The sequence below is a fragment of the Lentzea aerocolonigenes genome (genome assembly GCF_000955955.1).
Taxonomy (GTDB): domain Bacteria; phylum Actinomycetota; class Actinomycetes; order Mycobacteriales; family Pseudonocardiaceae; genus Lentzea; species Lentzea aerocolonigenes_A.
Window position 1 is genome coordinate 1 of sequence record NZ_JYJG01000357.1, and the last position, 17,534, is coordinate 17,534.

Genomic DNA, 17,534 nt, shown 5'->3' on the forward strand with positions numbered 1-17,534 from the left:
CAAAGAACACGCGCTCACCGCAGCTCATCTCCGAGGAGAGTCACTTCCGGGGCTGTGTTAGTCTTAGAAGTTTTGGCGCCGCGCTCCGTTCCGGTGTTTCCCGGCCCGTTCCGCGCTGGCAGAGAGAAATTTACACGGGCGCCCACTGAGATCCAAATCGGGGGTCCCGTACGGCGTAACCGCAGGTCAGACGCCACACGAGTGGCCGCAAACAGCCAAGATCGACGCACAGTGTGACCGGGGCCACGTCGACAATCTTGCATCCACTCTCAGCGGGGCGCCACAGGCAGGTGCACGGTGACCGACAGACCACCCGTCGGCACGGCCACTGCCTGCGCAAACCCGCCATGCGCGGCCACCGCGGCCCGCACGATCGAGAGCCCCAAACCCGAACCGGACTGGCTCGTGCGGTCCTTGACCCCGCGGCGGAACGGCTCGAACAGCTCCTCGACGCGGTCCGGCGGGATCAACGCACCGGACGACGACACTCGCAGCACAGACCACTGCGGTCCCGTCTCCACCACGGTCTCGATCCACCCGCCGACGTGGTTGTGGCGGACGGCGTTCTCCAGCAGGTTCCCCGCGATGCGCTCCAGCAGCGCGGGATCCCCGACCGCGAGCGCCGGCACGCACCGGAACACCGTGCGCAGGTTCCGTGCTTCGGCCTCCGCGCGCACGGCCTTCCACGCGGACTCGACAACCGCAGAGAGATCGACCGGCTCACGCACCGCGAGCCCAATACCGTCCGTGCGCGCGAGCAACAGCAGTGCGGACACCAACTGCTCCGCACGCTCCCCCGCCGCCCTGACCACTCCGGCCATGCGCCGCAGCTCTTCGACGTCAGCGTCCGGATCGGACAGAGTCACGTCCAGCTCCGTGCGCACCACAGAGAGAGGGGTGCGCAGTTCGTGCGATGCGTTCGCCACGAACCGCCGTTGCGAATCGAAGGCGGCTTCCAGTCGGTCGAGCATCGCGTCGAACGTGTCCGCGAGCTCCGCGACCTCGTCCCGCGGCCCTTCCAGCCGCAACCGCGACCCGAGCGACTCCGCCGACAACCGCCGCGCCGCCCCCGTCACGTCGTGGAGAGGTCTCAGCACACGGCCCGTGAACGTCCACGCCAGCACGGCGGCAGCCACCACCATGCACGCGAACGCGATGAGGCCGGCTTGCAGCAGGTCCTTACGAGCCGCCGCCGTCAATGCGTTCGTCAACACCGTCACGTCGACGTTGACCCCGTCGACCGTGACCTGGCTGCCCGACGGGAACGACGGCGACGAGTCGAAGACCCGCCCGACCAGCGTCCACCCGAGGAAGAGCAGCACAGCACTCACCACCGCGACCAGCGCGGTGGTGAGGAGCGTGATCCGGAGACGGAGCCCCGGCCCGCGCCTGCGCACGATGTCAGTCCCTAGAAAATCAGGCCTCAGCTGGTCCGATCGAAGCACTCGGCACCCGGTACCCCGAGCCCACGACGGTGTCGATGATGCCCGGCTCACCCAGCTTCTTGCGCAACGTCATCACCGTGACGCGGACGGTCGTGGTGAACGGGTCGGCGTTCTCGTCCCACACCCGCTCGAGCAGCTCCTCGCTGCTCACCACCGACCCCTTGGCCGCGAGCAGCACCTCGAGCACACCGAACTCCTTGCGGGTCAGCTCGATCGGCTGCCCGCCCCGCGACACCGTGCGCCGCGCAGGGTCCAACTCGACGTCACGCGCAGACAGCACCGGCGGTGTCGCGGGGGTCGCACGCCGCGCCAACGCCCGTACGCGCGCGACCAGCTCGGGAAACGCGAACGGCTTCGCGAGGTAGTCGTCCGCGCCGAGCGACAACCCGGACACGCGGTCCTCGATGGATCCGCTGGCCGTCAGCATCATGACCCTGGTGAGCGCGCCGGAGCTGAGGATCTCCTTGCACAGCTCGTCACCGGACATCCCCGGCAGGTCGCGGTCGAGCACAACCACGTCGTACCGCGTCACGGTCGACTTCTCGTGCCCGGTCTCGCCGTCGTAGGCGACGTCCACGGCCATACCTTCGCGCCTCAGGCCGCGGGCGATCGCGTCGGCCAGAGGCACCTCGTCCTCGACTACCAGAATCCGCACGCCACCAAGGTGCCATATCGACCTGAGAAGGCGCTTAACGGCACCTTCACGCGCGCTGTTGGTGATGGGCGAGCAACTGGGTGAGCAACCGCGTCAGCATTCGCCGCTCCTCGTCGGGCAACGGACCGAGCAACTCGCCCTGCACGCCGTCGAGCGCCCGGTCCATGAGGCGCAAGTGCCGCGCCCCGGCCTCGGTGAGCGTCACCGTGTTGCGCCTTCGGTCCTGCGAATCCTGTTCCCGCAGCACGAAACCCTGCTCGGCGAGCTCGTTGACCGCAGCCACGACATCGCTGCGGTCCATGTTCGAACGACGGCCGAGCTCGGCCTGGCTGACCACGCCGAACTCGTCCAGCACAGCCAGCACTCGGTAGTGGTAGCCCCGCGCGCCCACCTCGGCGAAGCCCTCGGAAGCCAGCCGGTGCGCGTGCACCGCCAGCTGGGTCAGCAGCCAGCTCGGCTTCCCGGCCAGGCGCGCGGGGATCTCCTCCATGGGTCTCATCCTAGGTACAGTTGGCCACGCCAACGTTGGCGTGACCAATCAACTGGGGGTTCCGTGCACGACCGCATCGAGATCACCGATCTGTTCAGCCGCCTCAACCACCTGCTCGACGACAAGCGGTGGGACGACGCGGACACGGTCTTCACCAGCGACATCGCGGTGTACTCGCCCCGCAACGGCGAGATCCGCGGCCGTGACGAACTCGCCGCGTTCATGCGCGAGGCCGAGGTCACCGACGAGCACACCCAGCACGTGACCACCGACGTCGTCGTCGACGTGGACGGCGACCAGGCCACCGCCTCGGCGAACTCGGTCGTCCACTTCTTCCGCGACGGCGAGGCACCTCACCGAACCAGCGGCCTGCGACTCACCTGCACCGCCACCAGGACACCGGACGGCTGGCGGCTCAACGAGTCGCGGACCAGGCTCCTCTGGATGCGCTGATCAGGACTTGCGCGCCGGACGGTCCACCACGACGGTCGACGCGGCCTGCAGCGCGCGGAGCTCCAGCAAAGCCGGGTGCTCCTCCGCCAGCCGGGCCGCGTTCAGCAACGACCGCAGCGCGGCCGTCTCGCCGCGCGCCCGCTCCAGAGCAGCACGTCCCTCCGCCGCCGCCACCAGCTCGGCCAGCGCGGCACGGCGCAGCTCACCCGGCATGACGACATCGCGAACGGCCACATCGGACACCACGACACCCAGCTCGTCCGCGCGTGCGGACACCGCGGCCAGCACCTCGGCGGCAACGGCCTCGCGCTCGGGGTCGACGGCGGAGTGCGCGCGCGTGACCACGGCGCTGCGAAGTGCGAGCTGTACGGCTGTGTAGAGCTCGTCCTCAGGTCGAGCAGACGCCACTACGAACGTCGTCGCCGACGCCACGGACCAACGGACGACAACGGTCACGCGGACCAGCACGCCGTCAGAGGTCGGCACGTCCTGTGCGGCCGGCGTGAGAGAGCGCGGACGAATGTCGACGCGGTGCAGCACGACGTGTCGCGGGAACTTGTGCTGACCGGGCTCGACCTCGCCCACCAGCACGCCGTGGTCGAACCGGACAGCCCGCTCCCACGGGAACAACGTGTGCTTCATCATCTCCACCTCAAAAGATCCACTATGGCCAGGCAGACCACGACCCCGGCCGGCGGGACGCCGAGCGGAAGTCCGGAAAGGACCTTCAAGGCTCGTCGTCCCCGTGTGCGACCGGGGTCGTGGCAATTCAGGTGTGAACCCGGAGTGCCTTTACAGCGACCATGCGTCAGCCAGAACGCGGGACCCGAGCGAGGGAGACCTGCTGGGCCGCAAGAACGGACGCGAGGTGGAGCGTAGCCGACCTACTTGTCCGCGGGCTCGTCGATTTCGACCGGCAGGCACTCCAGCCGCGAGGCCCACTCGGTGACGCGACGCGCGACGTCCTGCGCGGTGATGCCGAGCAGTGACAGCACCTCGCCACGCGAGCCGTGGTCGTGGAACTGTTGGGGCAGAGCGATGTCGCGGAACGGCACGTCGATGTCGGCATCGCGCAGCGCGGCCGCGAAGGACGAGCCGAAGCCACCGTGCCGGCCACCGTCCTCGACGGTCACGACGAGCTTGTGCGACGCGGCCATCGACACGAGGTCCTGAGACATCGGGTAGATCCACCGCGGGTCGACGACCGTCACACCGATGCCCTGGTCCTCCAGCCGGCTGGCGGCCTCGAGAGCGAGCTCGCCCAATGCGCCAACGGAAACCAGCAGCACGTCGTTGCCAGAACGGCGAAGAACGTCAACGGAACCCACGCGCTCGAGAGCAGGCAGGTCCGCACCCACAGCGGCCTTCGGGTAGCGGATCACCGAAGGCGCGTCCGAGATCGCCACGGCCTCGCGCAGCTCCTCGGCCAGAGTCGAAGCGTCACGCGGCGCGGCGACGTGGATGCCGGGGACGACACCGCAGATCGACATGTCCCACATGCCGTGGTGCGACGCGCCGTCCGGGCCGGTGACGCCCGAGCGGTCCAGCACGACCGTGACGCCCTGCTTGTGCAGTGCGACGTCCATCAGCAGCTGGTCGAACGCACGGTTCAGGAACGTCGCGTAGACGGCGACGACCGGGTGCAGGCCGCCGATGGCGAGACCGGCGGCGGAGGTGAACGCGTGCTGCTCGGCGATGCCGACGTCGTAGAAGCGGTCCGGGAACGCCTTCGCGAACGCGTCCAGGCCGGTGGGTCCCTGCATCGCGGCGGTGATCGCCACGAGGTCGGAGCGCTCGCGGCCGATCTCCACCAGGGAGTCGGAGAACACGTGCGTCCAGGTCCGGCCGGCGGGCTTCACGTCCTCGCCGGTGATCGGGTCGATGACACCGGTGGCGTGCATCTGGTCGGCCTCGTGGTTCTCGGCCGGCGCGAACCCCATGCCCTTGCGCGTGACCGCGTGCACGATCACCGGGCCGCCGAACGACTTCGCGCGCTGCAGAGCGGACTCCAGCGTCGCCTGGTCGTGGCCGTCGACCGGGCCGATGTACTTGAGGCCCAGGTCCTCGAACATCGCCTGCGGCGCCAGCGCGTCCTTGATGCCGCGCTTGGCGGCGTGCAGCGCGGCGTACAACGGCTTGCCGAAGAACGGCGTGTGCTGCAGTGCGCTCTTGCCCTTCTCCAGCACGCGCTCGTAGCCGGGACGCAGACGCAGCGAGGACAGGTGATCGGCCAGACCACCGATCGTCGGCGAGTACGAGCGGCCGTTGTCGTTGACCACGATCACGACCGGACGGGTCTTGTCCGCCGCGATGTTGTTCAACGCCTCCCAGCACATGCCGCCGGTCAGCGCGCCGTCGCCCACCACCGCGATCACGTGGCCGGGCGTGCCGTTGATCTGCTTCGCCTTCGCCAGGCCGTCGGCGTACGACAGCGCCGTCGAGGCGTGCGAGCTCTCCTGCACGTCGTGCTCGGACTCCGACCGCGACGGGTAGCCCGACAGGCCGCCCTGCTGGCGCAGCCGGTCGAAGCCGTCGCGGCGGCCCGTGACGATCTTGTGCACGTACGACTGGTGCCCGGTGTCGAAGACGATCGGGTCCCGCGGCGAGTCGAAGACCCGGTGCAGCGCCACGGTCAGTTCGACGACTCCCAGGTTGGGTCCCAGGTGGCCGCCCGTCTTGGACACCTTGTCGACCAGGAAACGACGGATCTCGCCGCACAGCTGCTTCAGCTGCGCCTCGTCCATCCGTTTCAGATCAGCCGGTCCGTGCACGGACTCCAGCAGGGTCACCACGCCCACCTCACTCCTGAAGACTTCGGCTCAGTCTACGGAGGCTCGACTGAGACGCTTTGTCACCTCGTCTCAGGTACGAGCAGCGCGATGCACTCCATGTGGTGAGTCATCGGGAACGCGTCGAACGCCCGCAGTTCTTCGAGCCGGTACCCCTGAACTGTGAATTCAGCCAGGTCGCGGGCGAGTGCGGCAGGGTCGCAGGCCACGTAGACCACCCGCTCGGGACGCCGTCGTGCGACTTCAGCCACAACGACCTTCCCCGCGCCCTTCCGAGGCGGGTCGAGCACCACGACATGAGGGTCCTCAACGGGCAGTCTGCGCGTGACGGCGCGCTCCACCTTGTCCGCCACCCACTCCACCTGCGACATGCGGCGGAGGTTCCGCCTGCCGTCCTCCACCGCACCCGGGAACGACTCCACGACCAGCACGGACCCGGTCTCGCCGACCTGTCGTCCGAGCACCGACGCGAAGAGTCCCGCGCCGCCGTAGAGGTCCCACGCGCGTTGCCCCGGCTCAGCAGCGGCCCACTCCCCCACGACGGACGCGAACGTGTCCGCGGCGGCCGGGTGGACCTGCCAGAAACCGTCCGCGGAAACTCGCCACTTTCGTTGGGCGGCGGTCTCCACGGCCGTACCGGTTCCGGCGCGTCGTGCGGTGTGTCGGCCACGCACCTCACCCACATGACGGTTGCCGTCACCGTCCTGGACGATGGTGAGCTCCTGTGCCCGCCACTTTCGGTCAGCCACCGCCTCGACCATGCCCGGCCGGGCGATCACACAGTGGTCGATCGGGATCACATCGTGGGAACGAGTGCCGCGGAAACCGGGCCGTCCGTCCCTGTCGACGGCCATCCGGATCCGGGTCCGCCATTCCAGCGGGCCTCCCGGCAGCGCCTCCACGACGACATCGCGTTCGATCTTGGCGAGGCGGCTCAGCTGCTCGCGGACGACCTGGGCCTTCAGCTCCCGTTGCGCGTCCCACGACACGTGCTGGAAGTCGCAGCCACCGCACATCCCCGGCCCGCTGAACGGACACGGCGGTTCTACCCGATCCGGTGACGCCGTGAGGATCTCCACGGCGTCCGCACGGCAGAACGACCCGCCGTTGTCCTCATAAACCGAGGCGATGACACGCTCACCGGGCAACGCGTGGCGCACGAACAGAACGCGTCCCTCGTGCCGTGCAACGAAGTGGCCGCCGTGCGCGACGGGACCGACCTCTACCTCAAACTTCGAACCAACCCAGCTCATCGGTCGTCAAGTCCCCTTCGGACAGCACCCGGCGCGATGACGTCCTTGTCGCGGACCTTCACCGACGACTCCAGCTGCCACGGCACGCTGGTCACCATCACACCGGGCTGGAACAGCAGTCTTCCCTTGAGCCGCAACGCACTCTGGTTGTGCAGCAGCTGCTCCCACCAGTGACCGACGACGTACTCGGGGATGAACACCGTAACAACGTCGCGCGGGTTGTCCGACTTGACGCGCTTGACGTAGTCCAGCACGGGCTTGGTGATCTCGCGGTACGGCGACTCGATCACCTTCAGCGGGATCTTGAAGTTCTCCCGCTCCCAGTCCGCGACGAGCTTGCGCGTGTCGCCGTCGTCGACGTTGACCGTGACGGCCTCCAGCACGTCCGGCCGCGTCGCCTTCGCGTAGGACAACGCCCGCAGCGTCGGCATGTGCAGTTTGGACACCAGCACCATCGCGTGGTTGCGCGCCGGCATCGTGCGCACGCGCTCCTGCTGACGGAGTTCCTCGGCGACGGTGTCGTAGTGCTTGCGGATCGCCGTCATCAACGCGTAGATGGCGGCCATCGCGGCGATGGCGATCCACGCGCCCTTGGTGAACTTCGTGATCAGCACGACGATCAGCACGGTCGCGGTCATCACCAGACCGAACGTGTTGATGGCCTGCGAGCGCCGCATCCGGCTGCGCGCCTGGACGTCGGTCTCGGTCTTCAGCAGCCGCTTCCAGTGCCTGATCATGCCGAGCTGGCTCAGCGTGAACGACACGAACACGCCCACGATGTACAGCTGGATCAGCCGCGTCACCTCGGCGTCGAACGCGATCACCAGCACCACCGCGAACCCGGCCAGGAACAGAATGCCGTTGGAGAACGCCAGCCGGTCGCCGCGGGTGTGCAACTGACGCGGCAGATAACGGTCCTGGGCGAGGATCGAGCCGAGCACCGGGAAGCCGTTGAACGCGGTGTTCGCGGCGAGCACCAGGATCAGCGCGGTGACGCCCGCGATGAAGAAGAAGCCGGGCGGGAAGTTGTCGAACACGGCGTGCGCGACCTGCGCCACCATCGTCTTCTGCTCGTAGTCCTTCGGCGCGTTCGCGATCTGGTCCGCCGGGAACTCGGCCATCCGCACGTCGGTCAGCTGGGCGAGCACGATCAGGCCCATCAGCATCGTCACCGAGATCGTGCCCATCATCAGCAACGTCGTCGCGGCGTTGCGGGACTTGGGCTTGCGGAACGCCGGGACGCCGTTGCTGATCGCCTCGACACCGGTCAAAGCGGCACAACCGGACGAGAACGCCCGCAGCACCAGGAACACGAACGCGAGGCCCATCAGGTGGTCGCTCTCGGCGTGGATCTCGAACCCGGCGCTCTCCGCGCGCATCTCGTCACCGAGCACGAAGCCGCGGAACAGGCCCCACGCGATCAGGACCATGATGCCGATCATGAACGCGTAGGTCGGGATGGCGAACGCCGTGCCGGACTCGCGGATGCCGCGCAGGTTGATCGCCGTGAGGATGACGATGGCCGCCACGGCGAACAACGCCTTGTGCGTCGCGACGAACGGGATGGCCGACCCGATGTTCGCCATCGCCGCCGAGATCGACACCGCGACCGTGAGGATGTAGTCCACGAGCAGGGCGCTCGCCACCGTGAGCCCTGCTCTGCGGCCCAGGTTGACCGTGGCGACCTCGTAGTCGCCGCCGCCCGACGGGTAGGCGTGCACGTTCTGCCGGTAGCTGGCGACCACGGTGAGCATCACCACGACCACCGCGACACCCACCCAGGGAGCCATCGCGTAGGCGCTCAGCCCCGCCACCGACAGCATCAGGAAGATCTCCTCCGGCGCGTACGCGACGGACGACATGGCGTCGGACGCGAACACGGGGAGCGCGATGCGTTTGGGCAGCAGCGTGTGAGCGAGACGATCACTGCGGAACGGCCGTCCGACCAGGAGGCGTTTGGCAGCGGTGGCGAGCTTGGACACGGCCAGAGCGTAAGGGGTCCGCTCACCGGGACGGGCTAATGCTCGGTAGGTTCTGCGCAGAGTTCGCCTGAGGAGGCATGTCGTGCACGTGGTGATCATGGGGTGTGGCCGGGTGGGAGCCTCCCTGGCCAGGGCCTTGGAGCGGCTCGACCACCAGGTCGCCGTGATCGACAAGGATTCCCAGTCGTTCCGCAGGCTGGGCAGCGACTTCCACGGCCAGCAGGTCGTCGGCAACGGTTTCGACCGCAATGTCCTGATCGAGGCGGGGGTTGAGCGCGCGGGCGCGTTCGCGGCTGTCTCGAGCGGCGACAACTCCAACATCATCTCGGCGCGGGTGGCGCGGGAGACGTTCGGCGTCGAGCACGTCGTCGCGCGCATCTACGACCACAAGCGCGCGGCCGTCTACGAGCGGTTGGGCATCCCGACGGTGGCCACGGTGCCGTGGTCGACAGACCGGTTCCTGCGGATGCTGCTGCCGGAGGGCGCGGCGACGGCGTGGCGCGACCCGTCCGGCACGGTGGCGGTGCTGCCGGTCGAGGTCTCCGAGGAGTGGGTCGGGCGGCCCGTGTTCGAGCTCGAAGGGGCCATCGGCGCGCGTGTCGCGTTCCTGATGCGGTTCGGCACGGGTGTGCTGCCGGACGCGAAGACCGTCGTGCAGGCCGACGACACCATCTACGTGGCGGCGCTGTCCGGCACGATCACCGACGTCGCGTCGGCGGCGCAGCAGGCACCGGAGGAGAGCTGATGCGGGTCGCGATCGCTGGTGCGGGCGCGGTGGGGCGGTCCATCGCGCAGGAGCTCGTGCAAGACGGGCACCAGGTCATGCTGATCGAGCGGGACCGGGCGCACTTCGACCCGAACTCCGTCGAGCAGGCCGAGTGGGTGCAGGCCGACGCGTGCGAGCTGTCCTCTTTGGAGGATGCGGGCATGCAGCTGTGCGACGTGGTGATCGCCGCGACCGGTGACGACAAGGTCAACCTCGTGGTGTCGCTGCTCGCCAAGACGGAGTTCGCGGTCCGTCGTGTCGTCGCGCGCGTGAACGACCCGACGAACGAATGGCTGTTCACCGAGTCGTGGGGTGTCGACGTGGCCGTGTCGACGCCACGGCTGCTGGCCGCGATGGTCGAGGAGTCCGTGACGATCGGTGACGTGGTGCGGCTGCTGACGTTGAGGCAGGGGCAGGCGAACCTCGTGGAGATCACGCTCGACGAGTCGACTCCGTTCGCCGGGCGCGCGGTCTCCGAGCTGACGCTGCCGCGCGACGCCGCTCTCGTGACGATCCTGCGCGGCGGGCGGGTCATCGTGCCGCAGCCGGACGACACCCTCGAAGGCGGCGACGAGCTGCTGTTCGTGACGACCGCGGCCGTCGAGCAGGACATCAAGACCGCGCTCGGCTACTGATGATCGGCAAACGAGGCCGGGTGACCGGCAGGGTCGGGCCCGGTCTCGTGGGCGAGGTGATGATTTCGGTGCGGGGTGGCGCGGAGGCCTTTTACGCCTACCCCGCGGACGAATCAAGCATGATTGAAATCGGTCAGCAAATCCTCGTCGTGGACTTCGAAGAGCCCCGGACGGTCTATGTCCAGAGGTGGCGTCCGCTGTAGAGTTCTCCTTGGTGTGCCGGGAAGTCTGGTCGGCGACAGAATTTGTCGTGGGAGACGTCCGGACCGGGGGCTCCCGTGGTGAAGGGGGACCGAGAAATGGACGAAACTCTCTTATTCGGCATCGGCGGCGCGATTTTCGCGGTGCTGATCATGTTCTTGCTCCTGCGCGCCTTGTGGCGGGTCGCGGAACCCAACGAGGCGTTGATCATCTCGGGCCTCGGCGCGCGAGGACTGCGCACATCAGGACTGGGGGAGACCGCCGACAGCCTGACGTTCAAGATCGTCACGGGCAAGGGCGTGCTGGTGCTGCCCGGCTTCCAGACCGCTCGCCGGCTCTCGCTCGACACGCGCGTGGCCGATCTGCAGGTCTCCTGTGTCACCAGCCAGGGCATCCCGGTGCACGTGCGCGGCGTGGTGATCTACAAGGTCGGCGACGACTACGCCTCGATCGCGAACTCCGCGCGGCGGTTCCTCGACCAGCAGGACCGCATGGACGACAAGACGCACTCGCTGTTCGCCGGGCACCTGCGCTCGATCGTCGGCAGCCTGACGATCGAGGACATGCTGCACAACCGCGAGTCGCTCACCGCGCAGGTGCGGCAGTCGTCCGCGGACGAGATGAGCAAGCTCGGGTTGATCATCGACTCCCTGCAGATCCAGGAGATCGACGACACCACCGGCTACATCACGAACCTCGGCAAGCCGCACGCCGCCGCCATCGCCGCGTCCGCGCGCATCGCCGAGGCGCAGCGCGACCAGGAGGCCACCGAGGCCGAGCAGGTCGCGAACGCCAAGAAGGCCGCCGCGTGGCGGGACGCGCAGATCAAGTCCGCCTCGTACCAGGCGGAGATCGACCAGGCGAAGGCCGAGTCGCAGCAGGCGGGTCCGCTGGCCATGGCGACCTCGCGGCAGCAGGTCGTCGTGCAGGAGACGCGGGCCGTCGAGCTCGAGGCAGATCTCGCCGAGCAGAAGCTGCAGGCACAGGTCCGCAAGCCCGCCGACGCCCGCGCGTACGAGACGCGGACCTTGGCCGACGCCGAACGTGACGCGCAGATCGCCCGTGCCGAGGCGCAGGCCCGTGAGATCGAACTGCGGGCCGCGGCGGACGCGACACGGGTGAAGGCCGCGGCGACGGCCGAGGCGGAGGCCACGAAGGCCACCGGTGAGGCCGAGGCGGTCGCGGCGAAGGCACGTGGTCTGGCCATCGCGGACGCCACCAAGGCACAGGGTCTCGCCGAGGCCGAGGCACTGCGGGCGCAGGGTCTGGCCGAGGCGGAGGCGATCAGCGCGCGGTCGTCTGCTTTGGCCGAGAACCCCGACGCGGTCGTCGCCCAGCAGCTCGCGGAGAAGTGGCCGGAGATCGTGGAGGCGGCGTCGAAGGCGTTCGGCAACGTCGACCACATGGTCGTGTTCAACGGCGCCGACGGGGTGTCCGACCTGCTGACCAAGGCGTTGTCCATGGGCGGCACGGGACTCGGGCTCGCCCGTCAGTTGATGGACGCCATGAAGAGCGCGCCGAAGGCCGTCGACGAGAACTCCGCCAACGGCCTCCCGACACAACTGACGAACTAGGCCCACCACTTCTGGTTCCAGCCGTCGTGGCAGTCGTACAGCTGCACCGCCGCGCCGTTCCACCAATTGGCGGAGGAGATGTCCACGCACCGGTACGCCGGCGCCATCCAGATCCGGATCCGGCCGATCTCGTAGTCGTGCGAGGCCGGGCGGTAGAAGGTCTGGTGGCCCGGCCGGTTCGGGTCGCAGTCGAACAGCTGCAGCTGGGCACCGTTGTCACCGTTGCCCCAGGCGGCGGTGAGGCATCTGCCGCCGTCGGAGTTGCGCAGCCGCAGCCCGTCCCAGTACCAGCGCTGGGTCGGGGCGTTCTGGCAGTCGACCATGATGATGCCGGCGCCGTTCTGGCCGGTGGCGGCGGTCATGCAGCGACCGTTGTACTTCGACTGGACGTAGTTGCCCGTCTGCGCGCCCGCCGAGGCGGACGTGCTCACGAGCAGACCGCCGGAGACGAGCGCGAGCGAGGCCAGGAGCGCGATCTTGCGCACGAAAGGTTTCATGGGGTCCTGATGCTCGCCGCGCGCCGCCTGATACAGCCGGTCTCAGTTCGTCCACCAGCGGGCGAGCACCGCGACGATCGCTGCTTTCCGCTTCATCGACTCCCCTCTTCGTGCCGGATTCCGGCACGCACGACATCCTGGGAGGGCCGGAAGTCGTCGTCATGAGCATGGGCGTGCTCAACTTGAGTATCTGCACAACGGAAGCGAGCACTTACCAGCTGTGAGCGATCAGCTGCCCCTGGTCGGGCGCGAGAGTGAGCTGCGGGCAGCGCTGCGGGCGCTGGCCGTGGACGGCGCGGTGCTGCTGTCCGGTCCTCCAGGAGTCGGCAAGACGCGCCTGGCCGCGGAGGTGCTCGCCGCCGTTCCGCACCCCGTGGTGCGGTGTTACGCAACAATCGCCACGTCACGGATCCCGCTCGGCGCGATCGCGTCGCACGTGCCCACCGACCTTCCCGCCGGGGCGCCCGGTCCTGGTTTTCTGCCGGCGTCGTCGGTGCGTGCCGCCGCCGAGCAACTCGCACGCGGCGGACGGCGGGTGTTGTCGATCGATGACGCCCATCTGCTCGACGACACGTCGTTGTTGGTGTTGCAGCACGTGGTGCGCCACAAGCTGACGCGGGTCATCTGCACCGCACGGCTGGGGTGGCCCGGCATCGAGGGGCTGACCGTCGTCGAAGTCGACGCGCTCGACCAGGAGCGGGCGGACGCGTTGCTCACGTCCGCGCTCGGTGGGCCGGCGGACGCCTCGACGCGGCACCTGGTGTGGTCGAACAGCCAGGGCAACCCGTTGTACCTCAAGGAACTCGTCGCGACCGGACTGCACTCGGGCGCGCTCACCGAGACCCAGGGCGGCTGGAACTGGAACGGGCCGCTGGAGCTGTCCGGGCGGCTCGCCGAGCTCGTCGACCTGACGCTGGGCCGTCTCGCCGAGCCGCAACGCCGGGCGCTGGAGCTGCTCGCGTACGGGGAGCCGCTCGAGCCCGAGCTGATGCCGATCCCGCAGGACCTGGTGGACATGGGGTTCGTGCGTGTCGGCGACGACGGACGCGCGCGCGTCGCACATCCGCTCTACAGCGCGCGCCTGCGGGCGACGTGCCCGACGTTGAGAGCCAGAGCGCACCGAAGAGCCCTGGCCGACCGGCTCGAAGCGGAAGGCGCCGCCCTGCCCGGCGACGCGGTGCGCGTGGCCACGTGGCGACTGGACAGCGGCACGGCGGAGTCCCCGGACGTGCTCGCTCGAGCCGCTGAGCAGGCCTTGTCCGCCCAGGACTGGGAACTCGCCGAACGACTCTCGCGCGCCGCCGTGGCGCGTGGAGCGACATCGCGCGTGGGGCTCGTGCTCGGTCTCGTGCTGATGTACCAACGTCAGTGCGCACAGGCCGAAGAGGTGCTCGCCGAGACGATGGCGGCGGGCGGCGACATGCTCACCGTGATCCAAGTGGGCTGTACGCGCGCGTTCAACCTGTTCTTCGGCCTCGGCGACGAGGACGCGGCCGTCGCGGTGCTGGACGAGGTCACCGAACAGGAGCTGCCGCCCGAGCTGGAACACGCCGTGCTGTTCTTCGCGCTGACGTTCGCGCTGGAGGCCGCGCCGCTGCGGATCGCGCGGCTCGGCGGTGAGCTGCTGATCGCCGAGGGCGGCTGGGCGGCGACGGCGGGACGGCAGGTGCTCGCGTTCGCGGACCAGTTCGCCGGCCGCTACACCGAGGCGATCGAGCGGATCGAAGCCAACCACGAGGCGGTCACGGCGACAGCCCGGCGGTTCCCGTCGCTGGTGAACGCCGCGAACGGGGTGCGCAACGAGAGCATCCTGCGGATCGGTGACCTGGTCGGCGCCGAGGCGCGAGCCGCGCAGGCACTGGCCGAGGTGATCGAGGAGGACCGCTGGTCGGTCACCCAGGTACCGCCGCGGGTGCTGCTCAGCCAGAGCGCGCGGCTGCGGGGTCAGGCCGCCGCGGCCGTGCGGATCACCGCGGAGGGCATCCCGGACTCCGGAGTCCTGCCGATGATGTGGGACGTGCTGCTGCTCGCCGAGTTCGCCGCCGGGGCCGCGTTGCAGGGGCAGTCCGACCGTGCGGAACGGGCGTTGGCGCGCGCCGAGCAAGGACTCCGGCCGGCCTGGCGGATCGCACGGTTCGCGGTGGGGGCGGCGCGCTCGTGGGTGCTCGCGGGCGCGGGACACGTCAACGAGGCGATGCAGGCCGCTCTGGACAACGCTGCCGCCGCACGCGCGCACGGCGCTCATTCCGAGGAGATCGTGTCGCTGCACGACGCGGCACGGTTCGGCGCGGACACCTCGCCACGGCTGCTGGAGCTGGCGAAAACCCGCAAGGACCCGCTGACGACCGCGTACGCCTCCCACGCCCAGGCGCGCGCGTTGCGTGACCCGGCGGGGCTGGAGGAGGTGGCGGCGGCGTTCGCGGCGTGTGGCGCCACTTTGTACGCGGCCGAGGCGCTCGCGGAGGCCAGCAGGCTCTCCCGGCTGCACGACCGGCCCCGTGAGGCGGAACGGCTGGAGCGGCAGGCCTCGGCGCTCGCGGAGTCGTTCGACGGCGCCACCACCCCCGGCTTGGTCGTGACGAGCACCCTCTCCGCGTTGACACCCCGTCAACTGGAGATCGCACGTCTGGCCGTGGCAGGGCTGACGAACGTGGAGATCGCCGAACGGCTCGCCATCGCCAAACGGACCGTGGACAACCACCTGCACACGACGTACGCCGCAGTAGGCGTGACGGGACGCGGTGGGCTGCGCGCACTCTTCGGGCACGGGTGATGCCGACACTTTCGTGCCCATCCTTTTCGGACTCGACCAAAACTCCATGTGCACTTGAGGGAAACTTCGGCACACTGCGAGCTGTGTGGCCGTTCGTGGGCAGGGTGCGGGAGCTTCGGGACGTGATGCCCGCGCTCACCGATCCGAACGGGAAGGGCGCCGCGCTCGTCGGGCCCGCCGGAGTGGGCAAGACCCGGCTCGCGGACGAGGTCGTGGCCCGGCTGGAGCAGACCGGGTTCACCGTGCGGCGCTGCTACGCCACGGTGGCGACGTCATCGATCCCGTTCGGCGCTCTCGCCGCGATGCTGCCCGCGGACATGCGCACGGCGAATCCGCTCGGTCGTGCCGTGGAGCTTCTTGTGGCCGAGCCGCAGCCGTTGGCGATCGTGGTGGACGACGCGCATCTGCTCGATGACGCGTCCATCGGCATGTTGCACCACGTGATCCGGCACGGGCACGCGCGTGTGCTGGTCACATCGCGGCCGGGTGAGCGCGCCGAGCTGTGGCAGGAGGGGTTGCTGCAGCGGTATCCGCTCGGGGATCTGTCCCGGGCCGAGTCCGACGAGCTGCTGGAACGCGCGCTGGGTGGACCGGTGGACTCGCGGTCGGCCGCGTTGCTGTGGTCGGGCAGCGCCGGAAACCCGTTGTACCTCAGGGAACTCGTGGTGTCGGGGCGCGCGGTCGGGTCGTTGCGGGCGGTCGAGGGCATCTGGTCGTGGCACGGCGCGATCGAGCTGGGCGGGCGGCTCGGCGAGCTCGTGCAGGAGAACCTCGGACGGCTGGAACCGTCGCACCGGCTGGCCCTGGAGCTGCTGGCGTACTCGGAGCCGGTCGAGCTGGACCTGCTGGCGTCGCTGGTGCAGGAGGAAGCGCTCGACGACCTCGAAACCCGTGCGCTGATCCGGGTCGAGTCGTCGGGACGGCGGACCGTCGTACGGCTCGGGCATCCGTTGTACGGCAGCCTGTTGCGGACCACATGTCCTCCCGTGCGCGCGCAATCGCACCAACGCGCGTTGGCCGCCGGTCTGGAGGCCACGGGCGCGCGTCGTCGTGAAGACCTGATGCGCATCGCGACGTGGCGGCTGGACGGTGGCTCGCCGATTTCACTCGATCTGCTGACCGCGGCGGCCGAGCAGGCGTGGGCCGCGCGGGACGTGACCCTCGCCGAACGCCTGTGCCGTGCCGCGGTCGACGCGGGCGGGCTCGACCGGGTCGCCTACGTGTTCGGCCAGGTGCTGATGCACGGACGCGCGCCCGAACAGGCCGAGGCCACGCTGGCCGACGTCATGGCGGGCCCGTTGTCGGCAGAGGACCTGGGCCGCCTCGGCGCCACCAGGTCCCAGAACCTCTTCTTCGCGCTGGGCGACGCCGACGCCGCCTACGCCGTGCTCGACCGCGTCGACGTGCCGGAGCTGCCGGACGAGCTGCGGGACCTGGTGAAGATCACCCGGACCCTGCAGGAGACCTACCACCACGACGTGACCGAGGTGCTGGAGAGGACGTACCACGTCGCCGCCCCGCACATGTCCGTCCACATGCGACTGGTCAGGGCGTTGTGCCTCGTGCAGGCGGGCCGGTATCGCGAAGTGGGCGAGGAGATCGACCGCTACGACACCGAGCTGAAGGCGTTGAGCGGTGACGCGCCGCCTCCCCCGGATCAAGGTGCGCTGCAGGTGCGCTGCTTCGCTCTGGCGTACGGCGGCCACCTCGCCGAAGCGGAGAATCTCGCGTTGGCATCACTGGACCTGTCGTTCGACGAGCTGGCGTTCGTCGGCCCGACCTCGGTCTACAGCGTGCTTTCGTTCTGTGCGCGCATGCGCGGCCACGGCGGCCAGGCCCTGCGAATGGCCCGCGAAGCCAGTGCGAAGACGGGCGAGAAGCCGCTGACGTTCGACACGATCGCGCTCTCGAGTCTGGCCACCTCCGCGGCGCTCGGCGGCTACGACGACCTCGCCCGGGAAGCCCTGGCCCGCGCGGAGAAGGCCTGTCTCTTATACACATCAGATGTGTATAAGAGACAG

14 protein-coding genes are annotated in these 17,534 nt (G+C 69.2%); 6 read left to right on the forward strand and 8 right to left on the reverse strand.

Going from position 1 to position 17,534, the window contains the following annotated elements:
• Window positions 1–269 precede the first annotated feature (269 nt).
• The 3 genes from UK23_RS37625 to UK23_RS37635 are packed head-to-tail and all read right to left on the reverse strand — an operon-like array spanning window position 270 to window position 2,590.
• Complete coding sequence (locus tag UK23_RS37625) at window positions 270–1,397, reverse strand: sensor histidine kinase (protein WP_045316547.1); 1,128 nt, start codon at window positions 1,395–1,397, stop codon at window positions 270–272.
• Between the two features lie 19 nt (window positions 1,398–1,416).
• Window positions 1,417–2,100, reverse strand: a complete 684-nt coding sequence (locus tag UK23_RS37630) for a response regulator transcription factor (RefSeq protein WP_045316548.1) — start codon at window positions 2,098–2,100, stop codon at window positions 1,417–1,419.
• A gap of 46 nt (window positions 2,101–2,146) precedes the next feature.
• Window positions 2,147–2,590, reverse strand: coding sequence for a MarR family winged helix-turn-helix transcriptional regulator (locus tag UK23_RS37635; protein WP_045316549.1), 444 nt, complete (start codon window positions 2,588–2,590; stop codon window positions 2,147–2,149).
• A gap of 63 nt (window positions 2,591–2,653) precedes the next feature.
• On the opposite strand from UK23_RS37635, the gene UK23_RS37640 reads away from it, so the two are divergent.
• Window positions 2,654–3,043: a nuclear transport factor 2 family protein gene (locus tag UK23_RS37640; RefSeq protein ID WP_045316550.1), complete on the forward strand. Its 390-nt coding sequence runs from the start codon at window positions 2,654–2,656 to the stop codon at window positions 3,041–3,043.
• Here the strand turns inward: UK23_RS37640 and UK23_RS37645 are convergent, their stop codons facing one another.
• The 4 genes from UK23_RS37645 to UK23_RS37660 form a co-directional block, all read right to left on the reverse strand.
• The gene (locus UK23_RS37645) at window positions 3,044–3,685 is read right to left on the reverse strand and encodes an SPFH domain-containing protein (protein WP_045316560.1); all 642 of its coding nucleotides are present in this window, start codon (window positions 3,683–3,685) and stop codon (window positions 3,044–3,046) included.
• Between the two features lie 242 nt (window positions 3,686–3,927).
• Entirely contained in the window at window positions 3,928–5,832 is a 1,905-nt protein-coding gene (gene dxs / locus UK23_RS37650) for a 1-deoxy-D-xylulose-5-phosphate synthase (protein WP_045316561.1), read from the reverse strand.
• Window positions 5,833–5,894: 62 nt separating this feature from the next.
• Complete coding sequence (locus UK23_RS37655; RefSeq protein ID WP_045316551.1) at window positions 5,895–7,085, reverse strand: class I SAM-dependent RNA methyltransferase; 1,191 nt, start codon at window positions 7,083–7,085, stop codon at window positions 5,895–5,897.
• Window positions 7,082–9,067 (reverse strand): APC family permease, encoded by a 1,986-nt coding sequence (locus UK23_RS37660; RefSeq protein ID WP_045316552.1) that lies wholly within the window; start codon window positions 9,065–9,067, stop codon window positions 7,082–7,084. The genes UK23_RS37655 and UK23_RS37660 overlap by 4 nt, the downstream gene beginning before the upstream one ends.
• An 82-nt stretch (window positions 9,068–9,149) precedes the next feature.
• Here UK23_RS37660 and UK23_RS37665 point away from each other — a divergent pair, with 82 nt between their 5' ends.
• The 3 genes from UK23_RS37665 (at window position 9,150) to UK23_RS37680 (ending at window position 12,243) form a co-directional block, all read left to right on the forward strand.
• Window positions 9,150–9,812 (forward strand): potassium channel family protein, encoded by a 663-nt coding sequence (locus tag UK23_RS37665; RefSeq protein WP_045316553.1) that lies wholly within the window; start codon window positions 9,150–9,152, stop codon window positions 9,810–9,812.
• Window positions 9,812–10,468: a potassium channel family protein gene (locus UK23_RS37670; protein WP_045316554.1), complete on the forward strand. Its 657-nt coding sequence runs from the start codon at window positions 9,812–9,814 to the stop codon at window positions 10,466–10,468. Before UK23_RS37665 ends, UK23_RS37670 begins: the two co-directional genes overlap by 1 nt.
• A gap of 299 nt (window positions 10,469–10,767) precedes the next feature.
• Window positions 10,768–12,243, forward strand: coding sequence for a flotillin family protein (locus tag UK23_RS37680; RefSeq protein ID WP_045316556.1), 1,476 nt, complete (start codon window positions 10,768–10,770; stop codon window positions 12,241–12,243).
• Here UK23_RS37680 and UK23_RS37685 read toward each other — a convergent pair.
• The gene (locus tag UK23_RS37685) at window positions 12,240–12,740 is read right to left on the reverse strand and encodes an RICIN domain-containing protein (RefSeq protein WP_045316557.1); all 501 of its coding nucleotides are present in this window, start codon (window positions 12,738–12,740) and stop codon (window positions 12,240–12,242) included. The genes UK23_RS37680 and UK23_RS37685 overlap by 4 nt on opposite strands.
• A 220-nt stretch (window positions 12,741–12,960) precedes the next feature.
• Here UK23_RS37685 and UK23_RS37690 point away from each other — a divergent pair, with 220 nt between their 5' ends.
• Both UK23_RS37690 and UK23_RS37695 read left to right on the forward strand, forming a co-directional pair.
• Window positions 12,961–15,513 (forward strand): helix-turn-helix transcriptional regulator, encoded by a 2,553-nt coding sequence (locus UK23_RS37690; protein ID WP_045316558.1) that lies wholly within the window; start codon window positions 12,961–12,963, stop codon window positions 15,511–15,513.
• A gap of 83 nt (window positions 15,514–15,596) precedes the next feature.
• Window positions 15,597–17,534 (forward strand): AAA family ATPase (locus UK23_RS37695; RefSeq protein ID WP_045316559.1); only part of this gene is annotated, 1,938 nt, incomplete at its 3' end.